Genomic DNA, 25,170 nt, shown 5'->3' on the forward strand with positions numbered 1-25,170 from the left:
CCGTATTTGCCATGCGTGAGAAGCGTCCCATCCGTCCGATCCTGCCCCGCCGCGCCGCCGGTACCACCCACGACACGGTCTCGCCGGAGCACTCGATGGCTCCACGTCACCCCGGTCGGAGCGCCGCGGGGCAGGGCAGTGCTGTCGAATCGAGCGTCGTGAACAGTGCGATCTACCGCGACGGCAGGCGTATCGCCTCGCCCTCGACGCCGGCGGAGGCGCTCGCGAGCCTGCCCGACGCCTCGTCTATGGCCTGGATCGGACTCTACCGCCCGAACGACGCTCAACTGCATGCTGCAGCAAGTCAATTCGATCTGCACGAACTGGCGGTCGAGGACGCGATCCACCGGCACCAGAGGCCCAAGCTCGAACGCTACGGGGATACGTTGTTCGTCGTGCTGCGTTCGGCGCGCTACCTCGACGAGTCGGAGACCGTCGACTTCGGTGAACTGCACATCTTTTGCGGCCCGACGTTCGTGCTGACGTTGCGGCACAGCGAGTCACCGGAGCTGTCGAGCGTCCGGGAGCGTATGGAGAACGAACCGGAGCTGTTGAAGCTAGGCCCTGAGGCGGTGCTCTACGCGATCCTCGACGCCGTCGTCGATGGGTACGCCCCGGTCGTCGCCGGCCTGCAGAACGACATCGACGAGATCGAGACCGAGGTGTTCGGTGGTGATCCGGCGGTCCCGCGGCGCATCTACGAACTCTCTCGCGAGGTCATCGAGTTCCAGCGTGCGACGAAGCCGCTGCTCGGCATGCTCCGGTCCCTCTCGGCGGGGTTCGAGAAGTACCACACCGACCAGGAACTGCAGAGGTACCTGCGCGACGTCAGTGATCATGTGACGAACGTCGTCGAGCGGGTCGACGGGTTCCGGGACCTGCTCGCGAACATTCTCACCGTCAACGCGACGCTGATCTCCCAGGAGCAGAACGAGGAGATGCGCAAGCTCACGCATGCCAGCATCACGGAGAACGAGCAGCTCAAGAAGGTCTCGTCGTGGGCCGCAATCCTGTTCGCACCCACACTGATCGGCACTGTGTACGGCATGAATTTTGAGAACATGCCCGAATTGGAATGGGCGGGTGGCTATCTGATCGCACTGGTGGCGATGGGGCTCACTTGCTTGATCCTCTACACAATCTTCAAGAAGCGAGGATGGCTGTAGGACCCTGGACAACTCGCAGTCGCAGATCGCCAGAGATTGACCCGTTGTGGCCTGATCGACCGGCTAGTCCTTGATTCAGTCGGCGGCGGGTCCAATTGTTCGTTAGGCTGCTCGGGTTCACATGTCTCCATAGTGGAGTCCCATCGCTCGTCTCTAGGAGTTCTGTAACCCGATGTCACGTTCCGTTGTTGCATCCAAGCGAGTCACTGCGACGCTCGCTCTGGCTTGTTCTCTCGCCTTGTCGGCCGGCACTGCCACCGCGACCGCCGCGTCGTCTCCCTTCGATCTGCTGTTTTCTGGATCGGCCGGAGGCGGATCCACCGGTTCGGTGGATACCGCGGTCGTTCAAGAGATCGTCTCGGCCACCAACGCCGAACGCCGCGCCCGTGGGCTGCGGCCGCTCGCAGTCGATTCTGCCCTCACCGGGATCGCGCAGGGGTGGTCGAACGTGATGGCGACAACAGGCAATTTGCGCCACAACCCGTCGTACACGCGGGACATGCGGCCCGGATGGACCTGGGCGGCCGAGAACATCATCAACGGACGGCCTCCCGAGTCCGGTACTGATCTGGTGAGGCGGTGGATGAACAGCCCCGGTCACCGCGCCAATATCCTCAATCCGGACTTCACTCACATCGGCGTCGGCTATGCGACTTCCGGATCTGATGGCCGCCACTACGCCACCCAGAATTTCGGTGCCTACTGAACCCCGATCCACTGATCAGGGCTGAACGAATGGCGTTCACGGGAACCGTACCTCGTCGGCAGTTTGCCGAGGTGCGGTCCCGTGTGCTCCGCCGCCTCGCCCCTAGCGGAGGCAGGCCTGCCCACCTCCATCCCCGACCCGGGTAGCCCTGACCCGGGTAGCACCGACACGCGGGACACGCAGGACGGAACCCGTGCGAAGTCGGTATCGGGTGTCACTATGGACCCCGTGGACCTGCCGATTGTGCCACCTCTGCAACCGATGCTGGCCAAGGCCGCATCCGGTGTGCCAGTGCAGCCTGTCGGCGAGCCCGTGTGGTCGTACGAGCCGAAGTGGGACGGCTTCCGCGCCATCGTGTTCCGGGACGGCGATGCGGTGGTGTTCGGCTCGCGCGGCGGTAAGGACCTGGCACGATACTTCCCCGAAATGGTCGACGCGGTCCGCGCCGAACTGCCGCCGCGTTGCGTCGTCGACGGCGAACTGGTGGTGCCGCGCGAGATCGGCGGTCGGACCCGGCTGGACTGGGGTGCGCTGTCCGAGCGTATCCACCCCGCAGACAGTCGCGTCCGGTTGCTCTCGAAGGAGAGCCCTGCGCATTTCGTCGGATTCGATCTGCTGGCACTCGACGACGAAGACCTGACCTCACTTCCGTTCTCCGACCGCCGCACCGCGCTGCTCGGAGCCGTCGGAGGCGGGGCCCTTGCAGGTGGGGTGCGCTGCCACGTCACGGCTGCCACCCGCGACGCCGCAACGGCGAAGCGCTGGTTCGAGACATTCGAGGGCGCCGGGTTGGACGGTGTCGTCGCCAAACGGCTCGATGGTCACTACCGTCCGAACAAGCGGGAGATGGTGAAGGTCAAGCATTCTCGCACCGCTGATGTGGTGGCGATCGGCTACCGGCCGCACAAGAGCCAGCCGGGCATAGGGTCGATCCTGCTGGGCCTGTACGATGGCGACGAACTCCGCATGGTCGGGGGCGCTTCTGCGTTCACCGCGAAGCGTCGTGTCGAACTGCTCGCCGAACTCGAGCCCCTGCGGGTGGGCGATGACGTCGTCGCGGAGGGCGAGGCCACCCGGTGGCGGTCGAGCGCCGACCGTAGCTGGATTCCATTGCGGCCCCTACGAGTTCTCGAGGTCGCGTATGACCAGATGGAAGGAGAGCTCGGGGAGGTCGGGAGCCGGGTGGGCGTGCGTTTTCGGCACGCGGCGCGATTCCTGCGTTGGCGGCCGGACCGGTCGCCGGAGTCGTGCACGTTCGAGCAACTCGAGGTCCCGCTGCGTTACGACCTCGCCGACGTCCTGGCGAGAGAGCGCTGACCATGGCCGGCGCCAACCGTGGCAGCGCGGAGGAACTCGACGTCGACGGTGTCGCCGTACGACTGTCGAATCCGGACAAGATCTACTTTCCACGGCTCGGGCCCGGGGGCGGAACCAAGCGGCATCTGGTCGAGTACTACCGCAAAGTGGCCACCGGTGGTGGGTTGCTGCGGGCACTGCGGGACCGGCCGACGCACCTGGAGCGGTACCCGGACGGCGTCGAGGGTGAGCAGATCTACCAGAAGCGAGTACCGGCCAAGCGTCCCGAGCACGTCGCGTCGTGCGAGGTCATGTTCCCGTCGGGGCGCACCGCCGACGTCCTGCGAGTACGCAGCGCCGCCGACATCGTCTGGGCGGCGAATCTGGGCACGATCACGTTTCACCCGTGGGCGGTGCGGTGCGCCGACGTCGAGCATCCCGACGAACTGCGGATCGACTTGGATCCGCAACCGGGCACCGACTTCGACGACGCCCGAGGGGTCGCGCTCGACGTCCTGCAACCGCTGCTCGACGAACTGGGGCTTGCCGGGTTCCCGAAGACCTCGGGTGGCCGCGGGCTGCACGTCTACATCCGTATCGAGCCGCGATGGGACTTCGTCGAGGTGCGCCGCGCCGGCATCGCACTGTGTCGGGAGATCGAGCGCCGCAGCGACGACAGGGCGACGACGGCCTGGTGGAAGGAGGAACGCGGCAAACGCGTCTTTCTCGACTTCAATCAGAACGCCCGCGACAAGACCATCGCCTCGGCGTACTCGGTGCGCAACACCCGGTCAGCGACGGTCTCCACCCCGGTGACCTGGGCGGAGCTGGCGTCCGTCGAGCCCGACGACTTCACGATCGCAACGGTCCCGGCCCTGCTGGCGGGCCGCGGCGATCCGATGGTGACGCTCGACGACGTCGCGCATTCGCTCGAGGGTCTGCTCGAGATGGCGGAGCGGGATGCGGCCGCCGGACTGGGGGACCTGCCGTATCCGCCGAACCATCCCAAGATGCCCGGCGAACCGAAACGAGTGCAGCCGAGCCGTGACCGCAACCGGAAGGGGGATTGATCGGTCGTTTGACCAGCATGGGAAAGGTCCTAACCAGCCCGTTTGTCCGTTTTGCTCGCCGGCAGGTACTTCCACCCGTAAGCTGCGCCAATCACAATGGTCTGAGGAGCGGAATCGGAGGTCGCGATGACGATCCATGTGGAGCGTGGACGCGAGTTGCGGGCAGCTGCGCCGGCGCAACCCCAGGTAGGGGCGCCGATCGCACCTGCGCGCACGGAGATGCTGGTCGATCCCCGATTCCTCCCGCTCGCGGACCGTTTCTTCTCGATGTACCGCCAGCCGCAGAACGGCGGCGGTGCGCTCGTTGCATACGTGCACGGACAGAAGGTCATCGACATCTGGGCCGGCTACGCCGACCGTGACCGTCGGTGGAACCGCGACACGATCGCGCTGTCGTTCTCGACCGGCAAGGGCGTGGCCAGCACGATCGTCCACCGCCTGTCCGAGCGCGGCATCGTCGACTACGACGCGCCGGTCGCCACGTACTGGCCGGAGTTCGCGGCCGCCGGCAAGGAATCGATCACGATTCGCGACGTGCTGACGCACCGAACGGGCTTGCACAAGGTCCGCGGTCTCGTGCCGGGTCGGCTCGGGCTCCTGGACTACGACACCGTCATCGAGGCGCTTGCCGCATCGGCTCCGGACCGGCGTCGACACCGTGGTCCGGGGTATCACGCCGTCACGTTCGGCTGGCTGGTTGCCGAGACGATCTCGCGCGCGACCGGTAAGCCCTTCACCGACGTCGTCCGCGAGGAGATCGCCGAACCGCTCGGGCTGGACGAGTTCTGGTACCAGGTGCCGGCCGATCAGAAGCCGAGGATCGCGAAGCTGTTCCCGAACATCAATCCTGGCCTCGACTGGCGGTTGACGTCGTCCGTTCTGTCGCGCATGGGACCGCTGCGTGGGCTTGCGGAGGCCGCGATGCCCGACGGGTTCGACGAACTCGTTCGCAACCCCGCCGTCCACGATTCGGTCATGCCCGGATGGAACGGCGTGTTCAGTGCCCGGTCCCTCGCCCGCATGTACGCCGCGATCGCGAACGACGGCGTCATCGACGGCACCCGCTTCCTGCAGTCCGAGACCCTCGAGCAGATGGGTGAGGTTCAGACCCGCGACCGGGACTACGTGCTGGGTATCAAGCTGGCGTGGCGTCTCGGGTATCACCCGCCGATTCTGGCCAGCCGAGCGCAGCCGACCCGAGGGCTCGGCCACTACGGGGTCGGTGGGTCCGGTGCGTACGCGGACCCGGAGACGGGGCTTGCGCTCGCGTTCGTGACCAACCGGCTCGGCAACGCCGTCACCGCCTTCGGTGACCTGCGACTGGCTCGGCTGGGAGCCGAGGCCCAGGCAATCATGCGTTCGTGAGGAGGTCTGCCGATGAGTAGCCACGTCTATCGGGTGATCAAGGTGGTGGGGTCGTCGCCCGACGGCGTCGATGCCGCGATCGCCAACGCCATCGACCGTGTGAGCGCGACGATGCGAAATCTCGACTGGTTCGAAGTGGTGGAGACCCGCGGCCACATCGAGAATGGATCGATCGCTCACACACAGGTGACGCTCGAGGTCGGGTTTCGGCTCGAGTAGGGTCCGGCTCGGGAAGCGGGGGACGGCAGTGCCGCCCACCGGATCACGTGCCGGTCACAGGGAATCTCGACCGAAACTGGAACACGTTATAGTCTGACCGAGTACGACAGTTTCGGTTGGGTACAGGTAGGGAAGAACTGTGGCTTATGTGATTACGCAGGCGTGCTGCAACGATGCATCGTGTGTGGACGTTTGTCCCGTGAATTGCATTCATCCGACTCCGGACGAGCCGGAGTTCGCGACCACGGAGATGCTCTACATCGATCCGCAGACGTGCATCGACTGCGGTGCGTGCGTCGACGAATGCCCGGTCGACGCGATCTTCGGCGACAACGAACTCAGCGAGGCCGATGCGGTCTACGCCGATATCAACGCGAGCTACTACGAGAAGCATCCGATCGGCCCCGACTGGCCCGAGCTGCCCGAGCCGCGCATGCTCAGCGCCGACCTCGGGACCTTGCGTGTCGCGATCGTCGGCTCCGGCCCGGCCGCTTGCTATGCCGCAATCGAACTCACCTCACGCCCGCGGGTCGAGGTCGATATGTTCGACCGCCTCCCCACGCCGTACGGGCTGGTCCGCGCCGGTGTCGCGCCCGACCATCCCGGTACCAAGGGGGTCGCCGACGTCTTCCGCTCTGCCCTGAGCAAGCGTTCGGTGCACTGCCACTTCAACGTCGAGGTCGGTCAGCACGTCAGCCATGCCGAGCTGCTCGAGCATCATCACGCGGTCATCTACGCCGTCGGCGCGGCCAGCGATCGTCGTCTCGGTGTGCCCGGCGAGGATCTGCCCGGATCCCACGCCGCCACCGAATTCGTCGCCTGGTACAACGGCCACCCGGATTACACCGACCACACGTTCGACCTTTCCGGCGAGCGCGCGGTCATCATCGGGAACGGCAACGTCGCCCTGGACGTCGCCCGCATCCTCGTCACCGACCCGGACGAGCTCGCCAAGACGGACATGGCCGAGCACGCCCTCGAGGCGCTGCGGCACAGCAACATCCGTGAGGTCGTCATCGTCGGACGTCGCGGTCCGGCACAGGCCGCTTACACCAACCCCGAGCTGATCGCCCTCGGTCAGATGGCCGACGTCGACATCGTCGTCGACCCGGACGAGGTGGTCCTCGACTCGGCCAGCCGCGCGTGGATCGACGGCCCCGATTCGGAGCCGTCCGAGAAGCTCAAGGTCCGCCAGGTCGAGGAGTTCGCGAAGCGGACCAGCTCCGACAGCCGCAAGCGGATCGTGCTGCGCTACCTCGCCTCGCCCGAGGAGGTGCTCGGCGACGGGCGCGTCGAGGGCATCCGTCTCGTGCGCAACGAGCTCGTCGCCGACGCCGACAACCCGAGCAGGCTCAGCGCGCGCGCCACCGATCACACCGAGACCCTCGAGACCGGGCTGGTGCTGCGGTCGATCGGCTACAAGGGCCTGCCGGTGGCGGACCTGCCGTTCGACGACCGCCGCGGCGTCGTCCCGAACGAGAACGGCCGCGTCATCGATCCCGAGACCGGCTCCCCCATCCACGGCGTCTACGTCGCCGGCTGGATCAAGCGCGGACCCACCGGTGTCATCGGTACCAACAAGCATTGTTCTGCAAACACCGTGGACCTGCTGCTGTCCGACTTCGCGAGTGGTCTGCTCACGCAGCCCGGTCGCGACCAGGAGCACCTGACCGAGCTGATCGGTGAGCGTCAGCCGGACGCCATCGACTACCAGGGCTGGCAGCGCATCGACAAGAAGGAGCGTGTGCTCGGCTCCGAGAGCGGTCGTGCGCGTACCAAGATCGTCGACGTGGCAGCGATGCTCGAGGCGGCGCGCGGCGAAGCCGGCTGAGTCCGGGCCCATGGCCGGCCGCCGATAGTTCGCGGCGGTCGGGCGGCGGCCGGTCGGTGGGCAGCCGACGGCACGGCCGAGGTGTTGACCCGAGTGGGTGCGGCGTCCTAGTCGAGCTCGGCGAGGAACTCGAGCATCGCACTATTTACCTGCTCAGCCGCCTCCATCTGTACGAAATGGCCGACTCCCGGGATTATGTGCGTGGAGGTGAGGCCGGGCACGAGCGCCGACATCGCCTCGAGGGGCTTGTCACCCAGCATCTCGAGCACCGGATCCTTCGACCCGGCGATGAAAGTGGTAGGCACAGTGATCGGCCGGTCGTGCTGGTCCTCGTTCTGGTCCCACACGTAGTCCTCGGCGCGATACCAATTGAGCCCGCCGGTGAACCCCGTTCTGGCGTACTCCTGTACGTAGTAGTCGAACTCGTCCTCGCTGAGCCACGACCACGGCAACGCCGGCGACTCGGGGAGCACGTCGAGGTACCCGTTGCCCTCCGACGGATAGTCCCAGCAGTCGAGGTACCTGTTGGCGCCGCTCAGCGCGTAAAAGATCTTGGCCAGAGACGCTTTCGGATCGTCGCCCAGTTCACGGTCGGCCGGGCCGTGCTCCTGGAAGTAGTGCAGGTGCACGAAGTGCTGCGACGCGAGGTACCGGAAACCAATCGAAGGGCGGATCGGCATACGCGGCATACGTGGAACACTGAGCTGTTTCAGCGCGCGAACACGTTCCGAAGCCCAGTTCGCCAAATCCCAGGTCAAATGCGCGCCGAAGTCGTGTCCCGAGAAGACCGCCTGCTCGATGCCGAGGGCGTCGAGCAGGCCCACCATGTCGTCGACGGTGTGGCGGCGGTCGTACGCACGCGGATCCGACGGAGCATCGGTGCGGCCGTAGCCACGCATGTCGGGTGCAATCGCTCGGTAGCCGGCCGCGGACAAGGCTCGCAGTTGATGCCGCCAGCTGTACCCCAGTCCGGGGAAGCCGTGGCACAGCACAACGGGGTCGCCTTCCCCCTGCTCGGTGATGTGCATGTCGATGTCTCCGACACGCACTGTCCGGTGGGTCGGTGTGCTTGCGGGATGGGCCATTCGGGCAGGATATCCGGGCCGGGGGCTAAGCCGATCGACATGGTAGGCGAGCACCCTTTCCTTTCGGTTTCGTTGAACACCTCACGGTTGTCCGTCGCATGTCCGTATGTCCTAATGAAGTGAACCGGGCTCTGCATGTCCCAAATGAAGTGAACCGGGCTCTGCCCGTGAGACGTCGTCGAACGAGGGAGTACTGCAACATGACCGAGACGTCGATCGCAGAGGCCGGTAGGCCTCGCCGTCGATTCGCGCGCGCCGCCGCGCTCGTCGTCACCGCCGCCGCGGCCGGTGCCGCTCTCGTGGCCCCGGCCCAGGCGGCGCCGCTGTTCCCCGCTGGCCCCCAGGTCCCCGAGACCGCCATGCCGGCCTTCGAGTTACCACGAGTGCAGTTGCCGCCAGGGCTCGAACTGCCGACGCAGATCAACGCGGCCCTGCCGTCCGGATCGGTGATGCCGGCCACGCCGCCGATCGGTCCGGCGAACTTCTCGGCTCCGTCGCTGAACCCGGCACCGGGTGAGGTCGTGGGTATTGCTCAGCCGATCATCATCCGCTTCAACGAGAACATCACGGACCGCGCGGTCGCCGAACGCGCCATTCGCGTCACGACCGACCCGCCGGTCGCCGGGCACTTCTACTGGCCGGCGGACAACCAGGTCCGGTGGAAGCCCAACGAGTTCTGGCCGGCCAACATCCGAGTCAGCGTCGACGCGGGCGACTCGCACTCGGCGTTCTCGATCGGTGACGCACTCGTCACCGTCGCCGACGACAACACCAAGCAGATCACCGTCAGCCGCAACGGCGAGGTGGTCAAGACGATGCCGACATCGTTCGGCAAGCCCGGCTACGAGACCCCGAACGGCACCTACATCGTCGGCGAGAAGCACCGCGACATGTACATGGACTCGTCGACGTACGGGGTGCCGGTCGACGCGCCGGAGGGATACCGGACGTACGTCGAGTACGCCACGCGCATCTCCTACAGCGGCATCTTCGTGCACGCCGCCCCGTGGTCGGTGAACGCGCAGGGACACCGCAACGTCAGCCACGGCTGCCTCAACGTCAGCACGGCGGACGGCAAGTGGTTCTACGAGAACGCAAAGAAGGGCGACCCAGTGATCGTCGTGAACACCGCGGGCGGGACCCTCAGCGGCTACGACGGGCTCGGCGACTGGAATCGTTGACGTCCGGTCGGGAACCCCAGGCGCTGTGCGAGAACGACTCACGCAGCGCCTTTTTCGTTCGAGAAGTGACCTCTACGTACGGCGAGCTTCGAGTGCGTCCAGTATCAGGTCCAGGCCGTAGCCGAACTCACTGGTGTGCTCGTAGCCGGGCTGCAGGGCGTGGTCGGTGATCAACTCTTGCAGGTACGGCAGCTCGTTCCCCGGTAGCTGCTCGAGGATGTTGCCGGCCAGTTCCTCGACATCGTCCGGTGTATTGACCGGCAGATTAGATTCCTGGAACACGAACCCGCTGATGTAGCTGTCGATGAGCGAAACGGCGTGGGCGGCCATCGGCAGTGTGAATCCGGCCTCCCGAAGGACCCCGAGGACGGCATTGTGGTGGCGCAGCGTCGCCGGTCCCGGGTTGCGGCGGGAGTCCATGAGGCCGAGGGCCCAGCTGTGCCGTGACAGCACTGAGCGTGCGGAAATGGCGCGTGTGCGGATCGCGTCACGCCAGTCGTCGCACCTCGGGCTGGGCAGCGTGATCGCCGCGAACACCGCGTCGACGACACCGTCGAGGATCGCGTCCTTGTTCGGCACGTGGTGATAGAGCGACATCGCCTCGACGCGGAGTTCCTGTGCCACCCGGCGCATCGTGATCGCCTCCGCACCGCCGCGATCTGCGACCTCGATCGCGGCTGCGAGCACTCGATCCCTGCTCAGTGGCGGTCGTGGCGACGGTGATGGTGACACGAGGGCTCCCGTACGGATGTGCTGACAAAGGGTGTTGACCCGTTGACAACCTTACCGCTGTAAGACAGCCTTACTAATGTAAGGGAGTTTGGGTGACGGAAGGAGACTGCGATGGCGATGCCGAGGTGGTGGGGGCACATGAACAAGCGGCTGTTCAATCCTCGAGCGGTCGCGGGCGGGAAGTGGCCGGTGCTCATCCATGTCGGCCGCACGTCCGGCGCTACGTATCAAACACCGCTCGGGGTGCATCCGGTCGACGACGGCTACATGTTCGTGCTGGTGTACGGGTCAGGCTCGGACTGGGTGCAGAACGTCCTCGCGGCCGGCAGTGCACGGCTCCGCGTCGACGGGCGGGAGGTCGAACTCGCGGCACCACGCCTGGTCGGAAGAAGCGAGGCGGTCGAGGTCCTCCCGGACGATGTGAGGCTCCCGCCGAAGCTGCTCCGCGTCAACGAGTTTCTTCGGATGGATCGGGTCGCGGGCTGACGGTCGAACGGTCGGCGGCGCCCTTCTAGACCCGAGCGGTTCGCCGGCCGTGGGACCGGCGAACCGCTCGGTCGTCCCTACCAGATCTTGACGCGCTTCTCGGGTTCGAGGTACAGGGTGTCACCCGGCTCGACCCCGAACGCCTCGTGGAAGCTGTCGAGGTTGCGGATCACGCCGTTGCAGCGGAACTCCGGCGGTGAGTGGGGGTCGACCGCCAGTCGCCGCAGTGCCTCTTCCTTGCGCGCCTTCGTCCGCCACACCTGAGCCCAGCCGAAGAAGACCCGCTGCAGACCGGTCAACTCGTCGAGTACCGGGGCCTCGTTGCCATCGGTGGCGATGCGGTACGCCTCGAGTGCAATCGACAACCCACCGAGATCGCCGATGTTCTCGCCGATGGTGAACTCGCCGTTGACGTGATGGCCCGGCAGGTCCTTGGGCTCGAACTCGCCGTACTGCTCGATCAGCGCCTTCGTTCGCTTACCGAACTCGGTGCGGTCGTCGTCGGTCCACCAGTCGACCATGTTGCCGTCGCCGTCGTACTTGGCGCCCTGGTCGTCGAAGCCGTGCCCGATCTCGTGACCGATCACCGCGCCGATGCCGCCGTAGTTGGCGGCGTCGTCGGCGTCCGGGTCGAAGAAGGGTGGCTGCAGAATCGCTGCGGGGAAGACGATCTCGTTCATGCCCGGGTTGTAGTAGGCATTGACCGTCTGCGGGGTCATGAACCACTCGTCGCGGTCGACCGGGCCGCCGAGCTTGGCAATGTCGCGGTCGTGCTCGGCGGCGTAGCCGCTGCGGTAGTTGCCCACCACATCGGTCGGGTCGATCACGACGGCCGAGTAGTCACGCCACTTGTCCGGGTAACCGATCTTCGGGGTGAACTTCTCGAGCTTCGTCAGCGCGGCCTGCCGGGTCTGCGGGCTCATCCATTCGAGGTCAGAGATGTTGCGGCGGTACGCCTCCTGCAGATTCGCAACCAGTACCTGCATGCGTGCCTTGGACTCCGGCGGGAAGTGCCGCTCGACGTAGAGCTTGCCGACCGCCTCACCGAGGAGGTCTTGCACCAGCGAGACGCCTCGCTTCCACCGCTCCCGGTTCTCCTCGGTGCCGCTGAGGGTCTTGCCGTAGAAGGCGAAGTCCTCGGCGACGATCGCGTCCGTCAGGTACGGCGCCCGAGCGTGCAGGATCCGCCACGTGGCCCACGCCTTCCAGTCGTCGATCGGACGTGACGTCCAGAGTTCGGTGAATGACTCGACGAAGCTCGGCTGGCGCACGACGATCTCGGCCAGCTGCTCCTCCGTGGCCTGCAGGCCGGAAATCCAGGCAGCCCAGTCGAACCCGGTGTGACCCGACTGCAGGTCGTCGAGCGTCGTCAGGTTGTAGCTCAGCTCCGCGTCACGGCGCTTGACGACGTCCCAGTGGCCCGCGGCGATCGCGGTCTCGAGGTCGAACACACGCTGGGCGTCGTAGCGGATCCCCGCCAGTTCGAACATGTTGCGGATGTGCGCGATGTACGTCTCACGGATACCGGCGTAGTCGCCTTCGCGGTAGTACGACTCGTCGGGCAGCCCGATGCCGGACTGGGTGAAGTGCACCAGGTATCGCGCCGAGTTCTTGGCGTCGGTGTCGACGTACTGGCCGACCGCGCCGCCGACCCCGGTGCGCTGCAGGCGTCCGATGATTCCGGCCAGGTCGCTCGAGTCCGCGGCGTTCGCCACCTCCGACAGTTCCTCGGCGATCGGGGACAGTCCCGCCCTCTCGACCGCGTCCGCGTCCATGAAACTCGAATACAGGTCGCCGATCTTCTGCGCGTCCGTACCGTGAGCCGCACCCGACTGGGCCGCCTCCTGGATGAGCGTCTTGACGTCCTCTTCGGCTTTGTCGTACAGGGTCCGGAACGCACCGTCCACCGCGCGGTCGGCGGGGATCTCGTAATCGTTCAGCCACTGGCCGTTGACGTGTACGAACAAGTCATCCTGTGGTCGGGTGCCCGGGTCGAGATGGGTGAGGTCGATGCCGGAATGCTGCGCAGTCGTCATCCGTCCATCTTTACACCGACTCGGCCGCGCTGGCCGGTCCTGGAGATCTCGTCTCGGATGCCGACCCGGGCCCTGCCTTCGGAGCCCGGGTTCACGGAGATTCGGGCCTCATCCCCCGAGCCGCGCGTGCATCTCCCAGACGAGGATTTCGGCGCCGGTCTCGGAGGTGATCGTCTGGCCGCCGGAGGCAGTCAGACGGACCGCGTCGCCCTCGTACAGCGTCCCGACGCCCGCCATCTCAGCACTGCCTTGAGTGAGGAACACGTGCACGAACGGGGCCTCGGGGATCTGCACCGGCTTGCCCGGCTGCAGGCGTGCCGCGTGCAGCGACGCGTACTTGTTCTTGATGCGGATCGCGGCGTGATCCTTGTGCTGCGCCATGCCCGACGCGACCGGGACCAGCCCACCGGCCAGCAGTTCGTCCCCGATCTCGAGCTGCTCGTAGCCGGGGGTGATGCCGGCCTCGTCCGGCATCACCCACATCTGGATGAAGCGGACGGGGTCGCGGTGCTCGTCGCCCTGCATACGCCACGAGTCGTTCTTCTCGGAGTGAAGGATCCCGGTGCCGGCACTCATCCGTTGAGCGAGTCCCGGGTAGATGACGCCGGAGTGCCCGATGGAGTCCTGATGCACCAGTGACCCTCGCAGCACCCAGGTGACGATTTCCATGTCCTTGTGGGGGTGGGTGTCGAAGCCCTGGCCCGGCTGGACGATGTCGTCGTTGTTGACGAGCAGCAGTCCGTGATGAGTGTTGTCCGGGTCGTAGTTGTGCCCGAACGAGAACGAGTGCTTCGAATCCAGCCACTGGATCCGGGTCTTCAATCGGTCGCCGGCACGGTGGATGTCGATGTGGGGGGTGGTGAGAGCTGGCATGTGGTCCTCCTCGGTGGCAGTCGTGGGCAGGGTGTCCGCATCGCCGTCCAAAAACAGATGTGATCGGTTGTCCGGCAACGACATCGACATCAGCCGAGCGCTTCGTGCGCGGCGGGGATCGACCGACTCCGTGCGCGATTCCTGAGTGTCCGTGGCTGCGACAGCGATCGTACCGCCGTGGACGAACACCGCCGTCCGGCCAGTCCGGATCGGCTGACGCTCGGGCCGGCGAAGCCGTCGGGGCTCGACACCAATGCGTTGTCGACGGTCGAGTCGGGCACGAGGCTCCCCCGATCAGTAACTAGTTGACAATTCAATCATTGCACCGTACTCAACGCGAGGCGCGCGAACCTATTCCCGCCCCATCCGGTTCCGTGACGTCAGGCCTCCGGCTGCCGAGTGATCAGGCCCAGGTGAGTGGCAGTGAGCAGCGCATCCGCCCGAGAATGGACGCCGAGCTTGCGGTAGAGACTGCGCAGCTGAGTCTTCACCGTGTTCTGGGACACGAAGAGCTGCCCCGCGATAGCGGCAACCGACGGGGTCGACACGAGAGCGTCCAGCACGGCCGACTCTCGGTCGCTGAGGTTGACGAGCTGAATCCGGTCCGGATACACCGCAGCGCCGGGGGCCGGCACCGCTGACGTCCAGGCGGGCGGGAGTTCGACATCCAACTCCGACAGTCGGGCGATCCAACCGGCGGGCAGTGACACGAACGGGCGGACCATCCCGGTCTGGTCGAACAGCGCGACGGCCCGGCGCAGCATCGTCTGCGCCTGTGCCTCGTTCGCGAGATGCAGGTGCGCGGCCGCCTGGAGCAGCGCGGACTCCATTCGAATGTGTGGGTACGGGCACTCCGAGACAGCCGGACGTGCGCAGTCCGCGAGCACCTCGCCGGGCCGGTCGCTCGACAGTTCCATACGTGCGTGGGCGATCGTCGTCCATGGGCCGCGTCCCGGTGCGTTCTCGAGCGTCACCCATGTCTCGTTGCCGTGGCCGAGGGCCAGGTGCAGATCGGCCTCGGCGGCAGCGAGCAGCGGTGCCGCAAGCGAACTCGCGGTGAGCCAGCGGTCGTACACCGCCGTCGTTCGACGGATTCTGTCCAGCCCAGTCGCGGGCTGGCAGGTGACGAGTGCCAACTGGCAGTGCGCGTACAGCGCGAAGGCCCACAACTCCTCGTCGTCGGGCAGGTCACCGAGCACGGCGAGGACTTTCGCAGCGACGTCGAGCTCCATACGGTCGATCGCGACCAGGGCGGACGCCACAAGTCCGCCGACGCGGACCATCTTGGTGACCCAGGCGGACTCGTCGTTGTAACGGCGCTCCTTGTCGAGCCAGGCTTCGGCGTGGCCCAGTTCGCCGGACAGGGCGTAGTTCAATGCCAGGTTGCCCGCGGCGTTTCGTGCGACGAAGTCCGATCCGATCGACCGGTTGCTGTTGTAGGCGCGGCGGAACTGTACTGACGCACCTCCCAGGTCCCCGTGCAACTGATGGGTGACGCCCCACTGCACGCGCAACAGCGGGAGGCAACCGGCGACCCCGTCGTGCTGTGCCGCCATCAAACGATCACCCAGTGCCGACATTCTCGAACCGATATCCGCGGCGTCCGCGAAGTTGCCGTTGACGCGTTGGATCAGCGACTGAACGGTGCCGACTGCCAGCGCGTCGGCGGCTTCCGCCGGGTCGGAGGACCGTGCGCTGCTCGCCGGCAGCGATGCAGGATCGGGGAGCTGTGTCGCGTCGGAACCGAGAGTGAGGAAGAGCTCGCGCCCGGCTCGGATCGACAGGTCTGCGTCGGCGGCTTCCGCCGGGATCGATGTGAGGGTTTCGCGGACGAGGTGAAAGCGGCGCGAGACCAACTCCACCCAATTCGCCTTGAGAATCCCGATCGTCAGGTCCCAGTCCTGTGCCTCGACCGCGTGCTCGAGCGCGGCGGAGGAATTCCCTCGGTCCCGAAACCACTTCGCGAGGTCACTCGAAGCGGGCAGCGGCCCTTCGGGTGTCTCACGGCGAACCGCGCGCATGAGCGAATCGCGGACCGGCGCGACGAAGGTCCATTCGTCGTCCCTGGGCCACGGCGACCTGGTCAGTACGCCGGCCGTCTCGAGTTCGCGCAGGCGCTCCGCGACATCGTCGTCGCCGGTCAGCAACTCGGCGGCGGTGGCTGTGACCGTGCTAGCTGCGGCGATCGTGTGGAGGAACTCTCGTAGACCGCTGAGTTCCGGATCGTCGAGGATCGCGTGCTCGACGTAGCGATCGATGGCCTGTTCGAGAGCGCGGCAAGGCAGTTCCCGACCATGGTCGAGACCACTGAACGGACGCATGACCGTCATCGCCGCCTGGACGAGTGGTGGGAAGCCCGAGGTGACGTCGTGCACCGTCTTCGACAGGTGTGGCGGTAACTCGATGCCGCGCGCGAGCAGTGCGGCTCGGCACTCGTGCGCCGTGAACAGCAACTCTTCGGGAGGGATGGGCGCGTGGTCGACGTCGAGCAGTCCCGCGCCGCCGAACACCTCGGCGGTGCGGGTGGTGACGACCACGTGCAGGCGTTCGTGATGGTGCAGGGATGCGAGGATGCGCGTCTCGATCGTGGGATCGTCCAACCGGTCGACGTCGTCGAGGGCCAAGACCGTGCGTTCACCCGACGACGTGAGCGCGGCATCGACCCGCCGCTCGACCTCGGCCCAGTAGGAGTCCGAATCGGCGGTCGGGTGCGGCGTGGGCATCGTGACGATCGGTTCCGACCCTCTCCGAGCCGACGCGATCCACGACGTGAGCAGGCTGGTCTTGCCGGAACCCCGAGGTCCTCGAATGACGGTCAATGCAGGACAATCGGACAGCAGCGCGAACAGTCTCGGCCGGGGGAATAGTGATCGGCGCCGGCTCCTTCGCGGGCCATCGAGTTCGGTCCCCTGGTCAGGCTCCACAACCACGCTCCCCTCGTCCACCGACATGGTCGGCCTAGGCGGTACTGCCCCATGAAACCCCAGCGCACAACGTGACCAACGGAGGTCACGTGCACGAACAGCAAAGTCTGGCACAACGTCTATGTCGCGCGAGGGGCATTTGCGGACTATGCGAGGGCGCATCCCAGTCTGTCGGTTCGCGGCTGTGTGATCGCCGAAACTGGGTCGGTAGCGGAGTCGATCACGTGGTGGAGTCCGGCTCGGGTCACGAGACGCACCAGCGCGTGCGCCACCTCGGTTGCCTGGTCCAAGATCACCGAGTGCCCGGCGTCGTGGAGGCGGACCAACTCGGCGGACGGCAGATTGGCTGCGATCGCGACGGAGTGCTCGAACGGTGTCAGTAGATCGTTGGTACCGCCGAGTACGAGGGAAGGGATGTCACCGAGTGCGGCGAGCGAATCGGACTCGTCGAAGCCGGCGAGCGACCGAAGGAAGCCGCACATCGTGACCACGGACGTGTGATTGTCGAGCGCGATCGTGGCCACGCGCTGAGCGAACCGGGGCATGCGCTCGACGCCGAACCGCAAGGCCGAGACGAGGGGGTGTCGCAGGAACCGGCCGAGCCCCGCGCGGGTTATGCCGCTCGCTGCCGTCGACAGCAGACCCACGCCCACGACGCGGGAACCGACGACCTCGGGACGCTGGCGGGTGTAGGCCAGCGCGGCCATGCCGCCCATCGAGTGACCGACGAGAACGATCGGTCCGTCAGGTGCGACCGCCCGGATCACGCTGTCGAGGTCACGGCCCAACTGGTCGATGGTGTAGGTGTGTGCGGGCGCGCTGTCGGATTCGCCGTGCCCGCGGTGGTCGTAGAACACCATCCTGATCGACGGCCCCCACTCTCGGGTCAGATGCGAGCGCAATCGCGCCCACGACTGGGCGTGGAGGCAATGCCCGTGGACGAACACCACGGTCACCGCGGCGTCGGCGTCACCGAATTCGCGGACGGCCAGGGTGACACCGTCGTCGGTATCGACCACGCTGCGGCGCCCCTGCTGGCGTATGCGCGCATTGGTCGGCATGGCGCCCTCCAGGTGATCGAGACGGGAAGTGCGGTTTCGCAGCCGCACGTCCCAATCTCGTCGCCGGCGGGCCCCGCCAACAGCGCCCCGCGGAGTCATAGCAGATCACCGAGGGTGCTGATTTCGCCACCCCGGGTGGATGGACCCGATTGCCGGTACCCGTGCGGGAAAACCTCCAGCGGGGGACAATGCAGGGGAGGCCGTCGCCCGTCTCGTCTGGCGACGAGTCGACGCAGTACGACGAGAGCGCAAACGGAATCAACCGGGAGCTTTTGTGAGCTACTTCGACGATGGACACCATCCGGTCAACATCCCGCGGGACCATCCGGGTGAGGCCATAGAGGACAGCCGAAACTGGCCCGGGTTCGGGTTGATCGGGATCGCGATCGTGACTCTAGGCATGACACTGGTCGCGGCCGGCTACGGCTTCCGGGGATGGGCACTGCTCGGCGGGGCGATCTGCGCGGTCAGCCTGGTGCTGGGAACCACGTGGGTCCTCATCGAACATCGCCGGGTCAAGCGGCTGGACGCCGCAGGTGTGCTCTACCCGTACGGGCACTGACGTCCCGGCGACCTGCCGTCACGTCGGTTGTCGCTGCGCCCAGTCCTTCTCGATTTCCGGGTAGCCCGCCGCGATCTCGTCGATGCGGGCAGGGGTCGCCGACTCGAGTTCGGCGCGGTGCCGCTGCGCCTCGGCGAGCGAACCGGTGAACCCGTGCGCGGTGGGCACCGGAGACGGCTCGTTCGCTGTCGGTGCGTTCAGTTCGAGGGTGTGGATGAGTCCGTCGAGGCGGCTCGCCACGAAGTGTCGCTTGTCCTCACTCATCGAGCACCGCCCGGGAAACCCCGGCTTCAGCCGTGGGGAGGGAGGGGCGGTCGGGTTGTGTGTGCGACATGAGATTTCTCCTGTTCTGTCGGTCGGGTCGGTTAGGTTTCCGGTCATGGGGGCAGAGGTGGTGCGGTACACGTATCGGCTGCGGCCCGGCGCGCGGGCCGAGCGGGCGTTGCGGGGCGAGTGGCATCGCTGCCGGTTCTTGTGGAACGAGGCCGTCCACCAACACAGGTCTGGGAACAGGCCGACGTTCGGGAAGCTGTCGACACTCCTCACCGCCGCCCGTAGATCGAATACGTGGCTGCGTGCGGGTTCCCAGGTTGCGCAGCAGCAGACGCTCCGGACCTACGGCCAGGCCCTCGGACACTCGTTCACGGTGAAGGGCCGGGGACGGCCGCAGCCGAAGTCGCGTAAGAAGACGCTGCCGTCGCTCGAGTACACCACCCGCGGATTCTCGATCTGGGACCGACGCTTGGTGCTGCCTAAGGGGGTGAGCGTGCCGGTGGTGTGGTCGCGCGAGCTGCCATCCGAGCCGACCTCGGTCCGGGTGTACCGGGACAGCCTGGGCCACTGGTACGCCCCGTTCGTCGTCCGCCGTGAAGCCAAGCGCGCCCCGGTCGTGGACGGTGGAATCGGTGTGGACTGGGGTGTCACCACCACGGCGACCACCACCGACGACCGACACGACCTGCCGCATCTCGGGCACCGGAGCCGCTGCGCCGCCGAACTCGCCAAGGCGCAACGGACGATGGCGCGCCGCCGCCGCAAGCCCGGCCGGCAGTCGAACGGCTACCAGCGAGCCAAGAGGCAGGCCGCGCGCCTGCACAAGAAAGCCGCGCGGCAGAATCAGCACGACTCCCGGGTCTGGGCCAAACAGGTCGTCGACAACCACCACCTGATCGCGGTGGAGGACTTCAAACCGAAGTTCCTGGCGAAGTCGACGATGGCCCGCAAAGCCGCCGACGCCGCTGTCGGAGCTGCGAAACGAGAACTGATCGATCGTGCCGAGCGGGCTGGGCGGAAGGTGGTGTTGGTCAAGCCCGCGTACACGACGATGACGTGTTCGAGTTGTTTCGCGAGAGCCAAGCAGCAACTCGGGCTCGAGGAACGTACCTTTCGGTGCGAGACCTGCGGACACACCGATGGTCGGGACCGAAACGCCGCCAGAGTGATTCTGGCTGTGGCAGAACGGGGCCACACCAGCGTCGACGGCATAAGCCACTTTCAGCCCCCTTCCGGGTCTGTTGACGGTGCAGCCTGAGCTGGAAATCCCCCGGCTTCAGCCGTGGGGAACCGCTAAGAATCAATGACACCACCGGACGGCCAGAATGCCTACCCCGATTTCCGGACGCGATGAGTCTTCGGCTCCATGCGGTAACAGTGCGCCAGTAGTTCGCGGCGGTAAGGTTCGTTGTGAGGAATTCGTCGTCGGGACGGGGCTCTACGGTCACTTCCCGAACCTCAGCGGCAGAGTCTGACTCGGAGCAGGCAATCCGGCGTGGGGTGTGCGTCACCCACCCGAGGGTGTCTGGCGGGCCGTCCGATCCCGGCTGAGGATCGAAGGCATGGGATGGCCGAGCGTGCCCCCCGGCGAGGAGACCGACATGTACGGGAACAGCTGCACAGCAACGCGACCTGGCGAGATGTCGGCGGCCCGCGCCCGGGAGGTGCTCGACGAATGGGTGCCCCGAGCGGTCGCGGGTGACCGTGACGCAAGCGAAAGGGTTCTCGCCGTGGTGTACCCGCTCGTGCGACGCTACTGCTTCGCGCGGTTGGGTCCCGGCGACCTCCGATCCGTTGCCGAGGACGTCGCTCACGAGACGTGCCTCGCCGTGATGACAGCGCTGCCGCGGTATAGCGACCAAGGTTCGTCGTTCCTGACCTACGTGTACGCGATCGCCGGGCACAAGGTCGTGGACGCGCGGCGCGCGACCCGTCGCGCGTGCGCGCCGCTCGAAGACGTCGGCGAGCCGGTCTGCCCTAACTCAGGTCCGGAGGATCGGGCGATCGCGATCGAGAGTGGTGAGCAGGTGCGGGAACTCGTCGAGTCCCTGTCGCCGCGTCATCGACAGATCGTGGTGATGCGGTTGGCGTGGGGGATGTCCGCCGCTGAGACGGCGGACGCGCTCGGCACGACACCGGGCGCGGTCCGGGTCGCTCAGCATCGCGCGCTCGGCCGCTTGCGGACCCGGGTGCGACCGGTGTCGGATGCTGCGGCTTGACCACGTGCGTATCGGCGCGAGGCCGGTCGTTCGTTCAGTCCGGCTGCGCCGGTGTGTCATTCGGCGGTGACGCTCGAGGGAGCACTACTGTTGCGCCTGCGCTGCCTTCGCCCGTGCGCTCAAATCGTCGAGGCAGATCGGGTAGCGCGGTGGACGATCGAGTATCAACTCTCGGCTCGTACCGAGTTCCCGATCGACGTGGAGGAGTTCACCCGACCGCAACGGCGTCCATCCGCGGTCCTCGTCCATCTGCTCACTTGCGACCACGACCGCCGGGTGCTCTGCGAGGTTTTCGGACCGTGCGCGAATCCTGCCGGTCCCGCTCGTCTGCTGGAGATGACGGCTGCCGCTCGGGCCACCGGGGTGACGTTCGAGAAACAGTAGGTCGTGTGTGTCCGGGTAGCGCAGCGCCCACAGTTCGTCAGGGGTGGTCAGGATGAAGTTGAGGGCGTAGGTCGGTACGTTGTCGGCCAGCCAGCCAACCGCCGTGGTGATCCCTGCCGTCACGTCGCCGTTGTTTCTCTCGATGTGGCGAGTGATGAGGGCGAAGACGCGCTCGGAGTCGGTGTCGCCTCGAACCAGCCTGAGGTCGGATCCTAGTTCGGCCTCGAGCCGGGGCAAGTTCTGAACCACACCGTTGTGGGCGAAGAGCCGGCCATGCTGTTCGAACGGATGGGTGTTTCGTGGAAGCACATCACCTGTTGTCGCGAATCGAACGTGGGCGATGAACGTCGTCGAGTACCGATGTTTCGCTTCGATGGCAAACTGCTTGTCTTCGTGCGCGGCGAACGGTCGCTTCTCCAGCACGGGTGTTCCGTCCGCCGCAAACGTTCCGAGCCCCGTTCCGTCCGGTTCTCGCCAACTTTGCTCAACCAGGCTGTCCGGTGCGTCGAGCAGCCAGAAGGACGCGTGGACGCGGTGCGGGGAGGCAGACAGCCCGAACAATCGGCACAAAGGAGTTTCCCGTCGATCGGTGAAGCAGCGGTTGGGATGACCTGCTTGCCTTCTTCGACATCGCAGCGGTGTGCATCGGATTCGGTGTGCATCGAATTCTAGGTGATGAAAGTCGTGTTGCGGTTGGGGAAGTCGTTCTCGGGGCTGCCGGAGTCTTCGTCCACGTACGACCAAGCGGCGGCGCCGTCAAAGGGGCTAGTTGGTATGCTCTGTTACACCCCGACCTGAAAACGATCTCGCTTGGTTAGGGGGTACGCAGGTGTAGATCCTCGCACGAGTAAATCAGGCGGTACTGGGTCCGCCGGGGCACAACCCAGGTTCCCAGGCTCGCGCATACGTAGCGGTGGGGAACAAACCAGTGTCATCGTCGGACGATCTCGATTTCGGCTACGCCCAATATGGACTGTCGAGCGCTGACATCCCGACGCAGTCGCGTCTGTTTCCTCTTTCTGCTGCTCAACGCGGTATTTGGTTCGCTCAGCATCTCCTCGATGATGTTCCGATCCTAATCTCCCAGTACATCGAGTTCACCGATCTCGATCTCGACGTCGACTTGCTGGTGGAGAGCGCGCTCACCGCGGCACGCGAACTCGGAACCGGCATGCTGCGGATCGTCGAGAGAGACGGTGAACCGTTCCAGCTGATCGACGAGTCGCTCGGCCTCGAGTGGATTCACCACGACTTCCGGGCCGAAGAAGATCCACGCGCGGCCGCCCACGCCTGGATGCGGGCCGACAACAGCACCCCGATCGACCTGCTGAGCGATCGACTGGCCCGCGCCGCAACGCTACGTCTCGCTGACAACCACTACTACTTGTACTCGCGGATCCACCACATCGCGCTCGACGGCTTCGGCGCAATGACGTTCATGAACCGGGCCGCGGAACTGTATGCCGCAACGGTAGAGGAACGCGATCCGGCGAGGTTCCTGGCAAGTTCACTCCGCGAAATCGTCGAGGACGAGGCTCGATACCGCACATCCAGCAGATTCGAGAAGGATCGCCGATACTGGTCCGAACGCAGCCGCGACTTCCCGGACCCGATCAGTCTTGCAGGACGGTCGGCAGCCCCCAGATTGCCTGCCCTGGTGATCAGCGCACCACTGCCGCGCGCCACCGAAGTCGCTGTGCAGCGGCTACTGGCCCGGCAACCGGGCTCGATGTTCGCTGCCGTGACAGTGGCCGCAGTGGCGGCGTTCTTGTCCCGCCTGACCGGTGAGGACGATGTCGTGCTGAGTCTTCCGGTCTCGGCCCGAACCACCGCGCGACTGCGCAACTCCGGTGGCATGGTTGCGAACGTGGTGCCGGTCCGTCTAGCTGTACGGGACGAGACGACCGTTGCCGACCTGATGCGGTCTGTGCAACTCGAGTTGGCGGGTGCGCTGCGCCACCAGCGGTACCGGTCCGAGGACATTCGACGGGACGCCGGGATCGGCGGGGGTCATCTGGGCCTCTTCGGTCCGTCGATCAACATCATGCTGTTCCAGAACGAGTTTCGGGTCCGTGACTCGGTCGGCCGCTACAACGTTTTGGGCACCGGTCCTGTCGAGGATCTGACCGTGAATCTGTACCCCAGCGTCGCGGGCCGGGTGGCGCAGATCGACTTCGAGGCCAATCCGAACCTGTACACCGAGGAGCAGTTGCGCGGACACCACGCGCGATTCCTCGAATTCCTGGCCGCCTTCGCCGATGCTCCGCCCGATCGTAGGGTCGTCGACCTCGAGATCCTGTACGAGGACGAGGTCGCGCACCTGGTCCCTGCGCACGGACCGGAGCCTGAATCGGTGTGTCTGATGCCCGATCTGCTGGCCGAAGGTGTGGCCGCCGACCCGGACGGTATCGCGATCCGTACATCGGGAACCGAGATCACTTACCGGGATCTCGACGCCCGTTCCAACCGATTGGCGCGGTTGCTGATCGAGCGTGGTGCCGGCCCGGAGACCTCTGTCGCAATGAGCCTGCCGCGATCGACGAAGTCGTTGGTCGCGTTCTGGGCAGTTGCCAAGGCGGGCGCCGTCTTCGTGCCGATCGACCCGAATCTACCGACCGACCTGATCGCGCACATACTCACCGATTCGGGTGCGCTCCTGGGTATCACCCTGGCTGAGTTGGTCGCGGATCTTCCCGACACCACACACTGGATCACGCTCGACGCCGAGGCAACCATCAGGCAGTGTGCGGGTCTGACGGACGCGCAGATCATGGATGGGGAGCGCACTTCGGTGTTGCGACCGGACAACACGGCGTACCTGACCTACTCGTCGGGCTCGACCGGTGTCCCGAAAGGCGTCCTGGTCACACACGCCGGGCTAGCGAATTTCGCGGCCGCCGTCCGCTCGGAACTCGGTGTCACCGCGCAGTCGCGGGTGTTGTGCTTCTCGTCGGCGAGCTTCGATGCCTCTGTGTTCGAGATGATCCCGGCATTCAGTGCCGGCGCCACCATGGTCGTTGTCCCACCCGAAGTGCGCGGAGGGAACGAACTGATCGACCTCCTGCGAAACGAGATGGTGACACACATCATTTCGGCTCCTGCGGCGCTGAACACCGTCGACCCGCGGACACTCGAGCATCTCGAGGCGGTGATGGTGGGCGGGGATGTGTGCACACCAGATCTCGTTGACCGGTTCGGCATGGTGTGCCGGTTCACCAACAGCTATGGGCCCACCGAAACGACGATCGTTGCGACCGTCGGCGAACCGCTGTCGCGGGGTAGCCCAATTACCGTCGGCCGACCCCTCCAGGGGGTGAGCGCCGTTGTATTGGACCGCAGGCTGCAGCCGGTCCCGGCGGGGGTCGTGGGCGAACTCTACCTGGCCGGGCAGGGCCTGGCGCGCGGGTATCACGACCGTCGGGGGTTGACGGCGGAGCGGTTCGTAGCCAACCCATTCGGGGAACCGGGGCAGCGCCTTTACCGTACTGGTGACGAGGTGCGCTGGGTCCCTTCGCTCGGCGCCGAGGGGTACTCGCTCGAGCTCATCGGCCGATCCGACTACTGGAAGGGGGCATTGGCGGGGTTGCCGGATGTGTTGGCGTTGCCGACGGACCGGCCGCGGCCTGCGGTGCGGTCGGGTGTGGGTGGTTGTGTGGAGTTCGCGGTGTCTTCGGTGACGGTGGGGCGGGTGCGGTCGTGGG

General features: G+C 66.1%; 21 protein-coding genes. 13 read left to right on the forward strand and 8 right to left on the reverse strand.

Annotated elements, in window-relative coordinates:
• Positions 1 to 95 precede the first annotated feature (95 nt).
• The 7 genes from EF834_RS13305 to EF834_RS13335 all read left to right on the forward strand — a co-directional run bounded on the left by EF834_RS13305 (position 96) and on the right by EF834_RS13335 (position 7,653).
• Positions 96 to 1,166, forward strand: a complete 1,071-nt coding sequence (locus tag EF834_RS13305) for a magnesium and cobalt transport protein CorA (RefSeq protein ID WP_408014511.1) — start codon at positions 96 to 98, stop codon at positions 1,164 to 1,166.
• Positions 1,167 to 1,338: 172 nt separating this feature from the next.
• On the forward strand, positions 1,339 to 1,872 hold the full coding sequence (locus EF834_RS13310) for a CAP domain-containing protein (protein WP_127947680.1): 534 nt from the start codon (positions 1,339 to 1,341) through the stop codon (positions 1,870 to 1,872).
• A gap of 228 nt (positions 1,873 to 2,100) precedes the next feature.
• A complete protein-coding gene (locus EF834_RS13315) occupies positions 2,101 to 3,189 on the forward strand; it encodes an ATP-dependent DNA ligase (protein WP_127947681.1) in 1,089 nt (362 codons plus the stop codon).
• A 2-nt stretch (positions 3,190 to 3,191) separates the two neighbouring features.
• On the forward strand, positions 3,192 to 4,238 hold the full coding sequence (locus EF834_RS13320) for a DNA polymerase domain-containing protein (RefSeq protein WP_127947682.1): 1,047 nt from the start codon (positions 3,192 to 3,194) through the stop codon (positions 4,236 to 4,238).
• Between the two features lie 219 nt (positions 4,239 to 4,457).
• Positions 4,458 to 5,603, forward strand: a complete 1,146-nt coding sequence (locus tag EF834_RS13325; RefSeq protein WP_235871191.1) for a serine hydrolase domain-containing protein — start codon at positions 4,458 to 4,460, stop codon at positions 5,601 to 5,603.
• Positions 5,604 to 5,615: 12 nt separating this feature from the next.
• Positions 5,616 to 5,822, forward strand: coding sequence for a dodecin (locus tag EF834_RS13330; protein ID WP_127947684.1), 207 nt, complete (start codon positions 5,616 to 5,618; stop codon positions 5,820 to 5,822).
• Positions 5,823 to 5,961: 139 nt separating this feature from the next.
• Positions 5,962 to 7,653 carry an FAD-dependent oxidoreductase gene (locus EF834_RS13335; RefSeq protein WP_164874131.1) on the forward strand — a complete coding sequence of 564 codons (1,692 nt, stop codon included), beginning with the start codon at positions 5,962 to 5,964 and terminating at the stop codon, positions 7,651 to 7,653.
• Positions 7,654 to 7,760: 107 nt separating this feature from the next.
• On the opposite strand, the gene EF834_RS13340 is transcribed toward EF834_RS13335, so the two are convergent.
• Positions 7,761 to 8,738, reverse strand: a complete 978-nt coding sequence (locus EF834_RS13340; protein ID WP_127947685.1) for an alpha/beta fold hydrolase — start codon at positions 8,736 to 8,738, stop codon at positions 7,761 to 7,763.
• A 200-nt stretch (positions 8,739 to 8,938) separates the two neighbouring features.
• Here EF834_RS13340 and EF834_RS13345 point away from each other — a divergent pair, with 200 nt between their 5' ends.
• Positions 8,939 to 9,919, forward strand: a complete 981-nt coding sequence (locus EF834_RS13345; protein WP_127947686.1) for a L,D-transpeptidase — start codon at positions 8,939 to 8,941, stop codon at positions 9,917 to 9,919.
• A 72-nt stretch (positions 9,920 to 9,991) separates the two neighbouring features.
• Here EF834_RS13345 and EF834_RS13350 read toward each other — a convergent pair whose 3' ends face one another.
• On the reverse strand, positions 9,992 to 10,651 hold the full coding sequence (locus EF834_RS13350; protein ID WP_206615270.1) for a TetR/AcrR family transcriptional regulator: 660 nt from the start codon (positions 10,649 to 10,651) through the stop codon (positions 9,992 to 9,994).
• 111 nt (positions 10,652 to 10,762) lie between these two features.
• Here EF834_RS13350 and EF834_RS13355 point away from each other — a divergent pair, with 111 nt between their 5' ends.
• The gene (locus EF834_RS13355; RefSeq protein ID WP_127947688.1) at positions 10,763 to 11,137 is read left to right on the forward strand and encodes a nitroreductase family deazaflavin-dependent oxidoreductase; all 375 of its coding nucleotides are present in this window, start codon (positions 10,763 to 10,765) and stop codon (positions 11,135 to 11,137) included.
• Positions 11,138 to 11,214: 77 nt separating this feature from the next.
• On the opposite strand, the gene EF834_RS13360 is transcribed toward EF834_RS13355, so the two are convergent.
• The 4 genes from EF834_RS13360 to EF834_RS13375 all read right to left on the reverse strand — a co-directional run bounded on the left by EF834_RS13360 (position 11,215) and on the right by EF834_RS13375 (position 18,031).
• Positions 11,215 to 13,173, reverse strand: coding sequence for a M13 family metallopeptidase (locus tag EF834_RS13360; protein WP_127947689.1), 1,959 nt, complete (start codon positions 13,171 to 13,173; stop codon positions 11,215 to 11,217).
• 108 nt (positions 13,174 to 13,281) lie between these two features.
• Positions 13,282 to 14,046, reverse strand: coding sequence for a pirin family protein (locus EF834_RS13365; RefSeq protein WP_127947690.1), 765 nt, complete (start codon positions 14,044 to 14,046; stop codon positions 13,282 to 13,284).
• Between the two features lie 380 nt (positions 14,047 to 14,426).
• The gene (locus EF834_RS13370; protein ID WP_127947691.1) at positions 14,427 to 16,769 is read right to left on the reverse strand and encodes a helix-turn-helix transcriptional regulator; all 2,343 of its coding nucleotides are present in this window, start codon (positions 16,767 to 16,769) and stop codon (positions 14,427 to 14,429) included.
• Positions 16,770 to 17,116: 347 nt separating this feature from the next.
• Complete coding sequence (locus tag EF834_RS13375) at positions 17,117 to 18,031, reverse strand: alpha/beta fold hydrolase (RefSeq protein WP_127947692.1); 915 nt, start codon at positions 18,029 to 18,031, stop codon at positions 17,117 to 17,119.
• Between the two features lie 274 nt (positions 18,032 to 18,305).
• Between EF834_RS13375 and EF834_RS13380 the strand changes: the two genes are divergently transcribed.
• Positions 18,306 to 18,593, forward strand: coding sequence for a hypothetical protein (locus EF834_RS13380; RefSeq protein ID WP_206615271.1), 288 nt, complete (start codon positions 18,306 to 18,308; stop codon positions 18,591 to 18,593).
• Between the two features lie 18 nt (positions 18,594 to 18,611).
• Here the strand turns inward: EF834_RS13380 and EF834_RS13385 are convergent, their stop codons facing one another.
• The gene (locus EF834_RS13385; protein WP_127947693.1) at positions 18,612 to 18,857 is read right to left on the reverse strand and encodes a hypothetical protein; all 246 of its coding nucleotides are present in this window, start codon (positions 18,855 to 18,857) and stop codon (positions 18,612 to 18,614) included.
• Between the two features lie 115 nt (positions 18,858 to 18,972).
• On the opposite strand from EF834_RS13385, the gene EF834_RS13390 reads away from it, so the two are divergent.
• Entirely contained in the window at positions 18,973 to 20,124 is a 1,152-nt protein-coding gene (locus EF834_RS13390; protein WP_127947694.1) for an RNA-guided endonuclease InsQ/TnpB family protein, read from the forward strand.
• Between the two features lie 304 nt (positions 20,125 to 20,428).
• Positions 20,429 to 21,085 (forward strand): RNA polymerase sigma factor ShbA, encoded by a 657-nt coding sequence (gene shbA / locus EF834_RS13395; RefSeq protein ID WP_408014508.1) that lies wholly within the window; start codon positions 20,429 to 20,431, stop codon positions 21,083 to 21,085.
• 84 nt (positions 21,086 to 21,169) lie between these two features.
• On the opposite strand, the gene EF834_RS13400 is transcribed toward shbA, so the two are convergent.
• Positions 21,170 to 22,039: a class II glutamine amidotransferase gene (locus tag EF834_RS13400; RefSeq protein ID WP_127947695.1), complete on the reverse strand. Its 870-nt coding sequence runs from the start codon at positions 22,037 to 22,039 to the stop codon at positions 21,170 to 21,172.
• Between the two features lie 358 nt (positions 22,040 to 22,397).
• On the opposite strand from EF834_RS13400, the gene EF834_RS13405 reads away from it, so the two are divergent.
• The coding region (locus tag EF834_RS13405; RefSeq protein ID WP_235871172.1) for an amino acid adenylation domain-containing protein at positions 22,398 to 25,170 on the forward strand (2,773 nt) is incomplete at its 3' end.

Origin of the sequence: Rhodococcus spongiicola (genome assembly GCF_004011835.1) — a bacterium.
Classification (GTDB): Bacteria; Actinomycetota; Actinomycetes; order Mycobacteriales; family Mycobacteriaceae; genus Prescottella; species Prescottella spongiicola.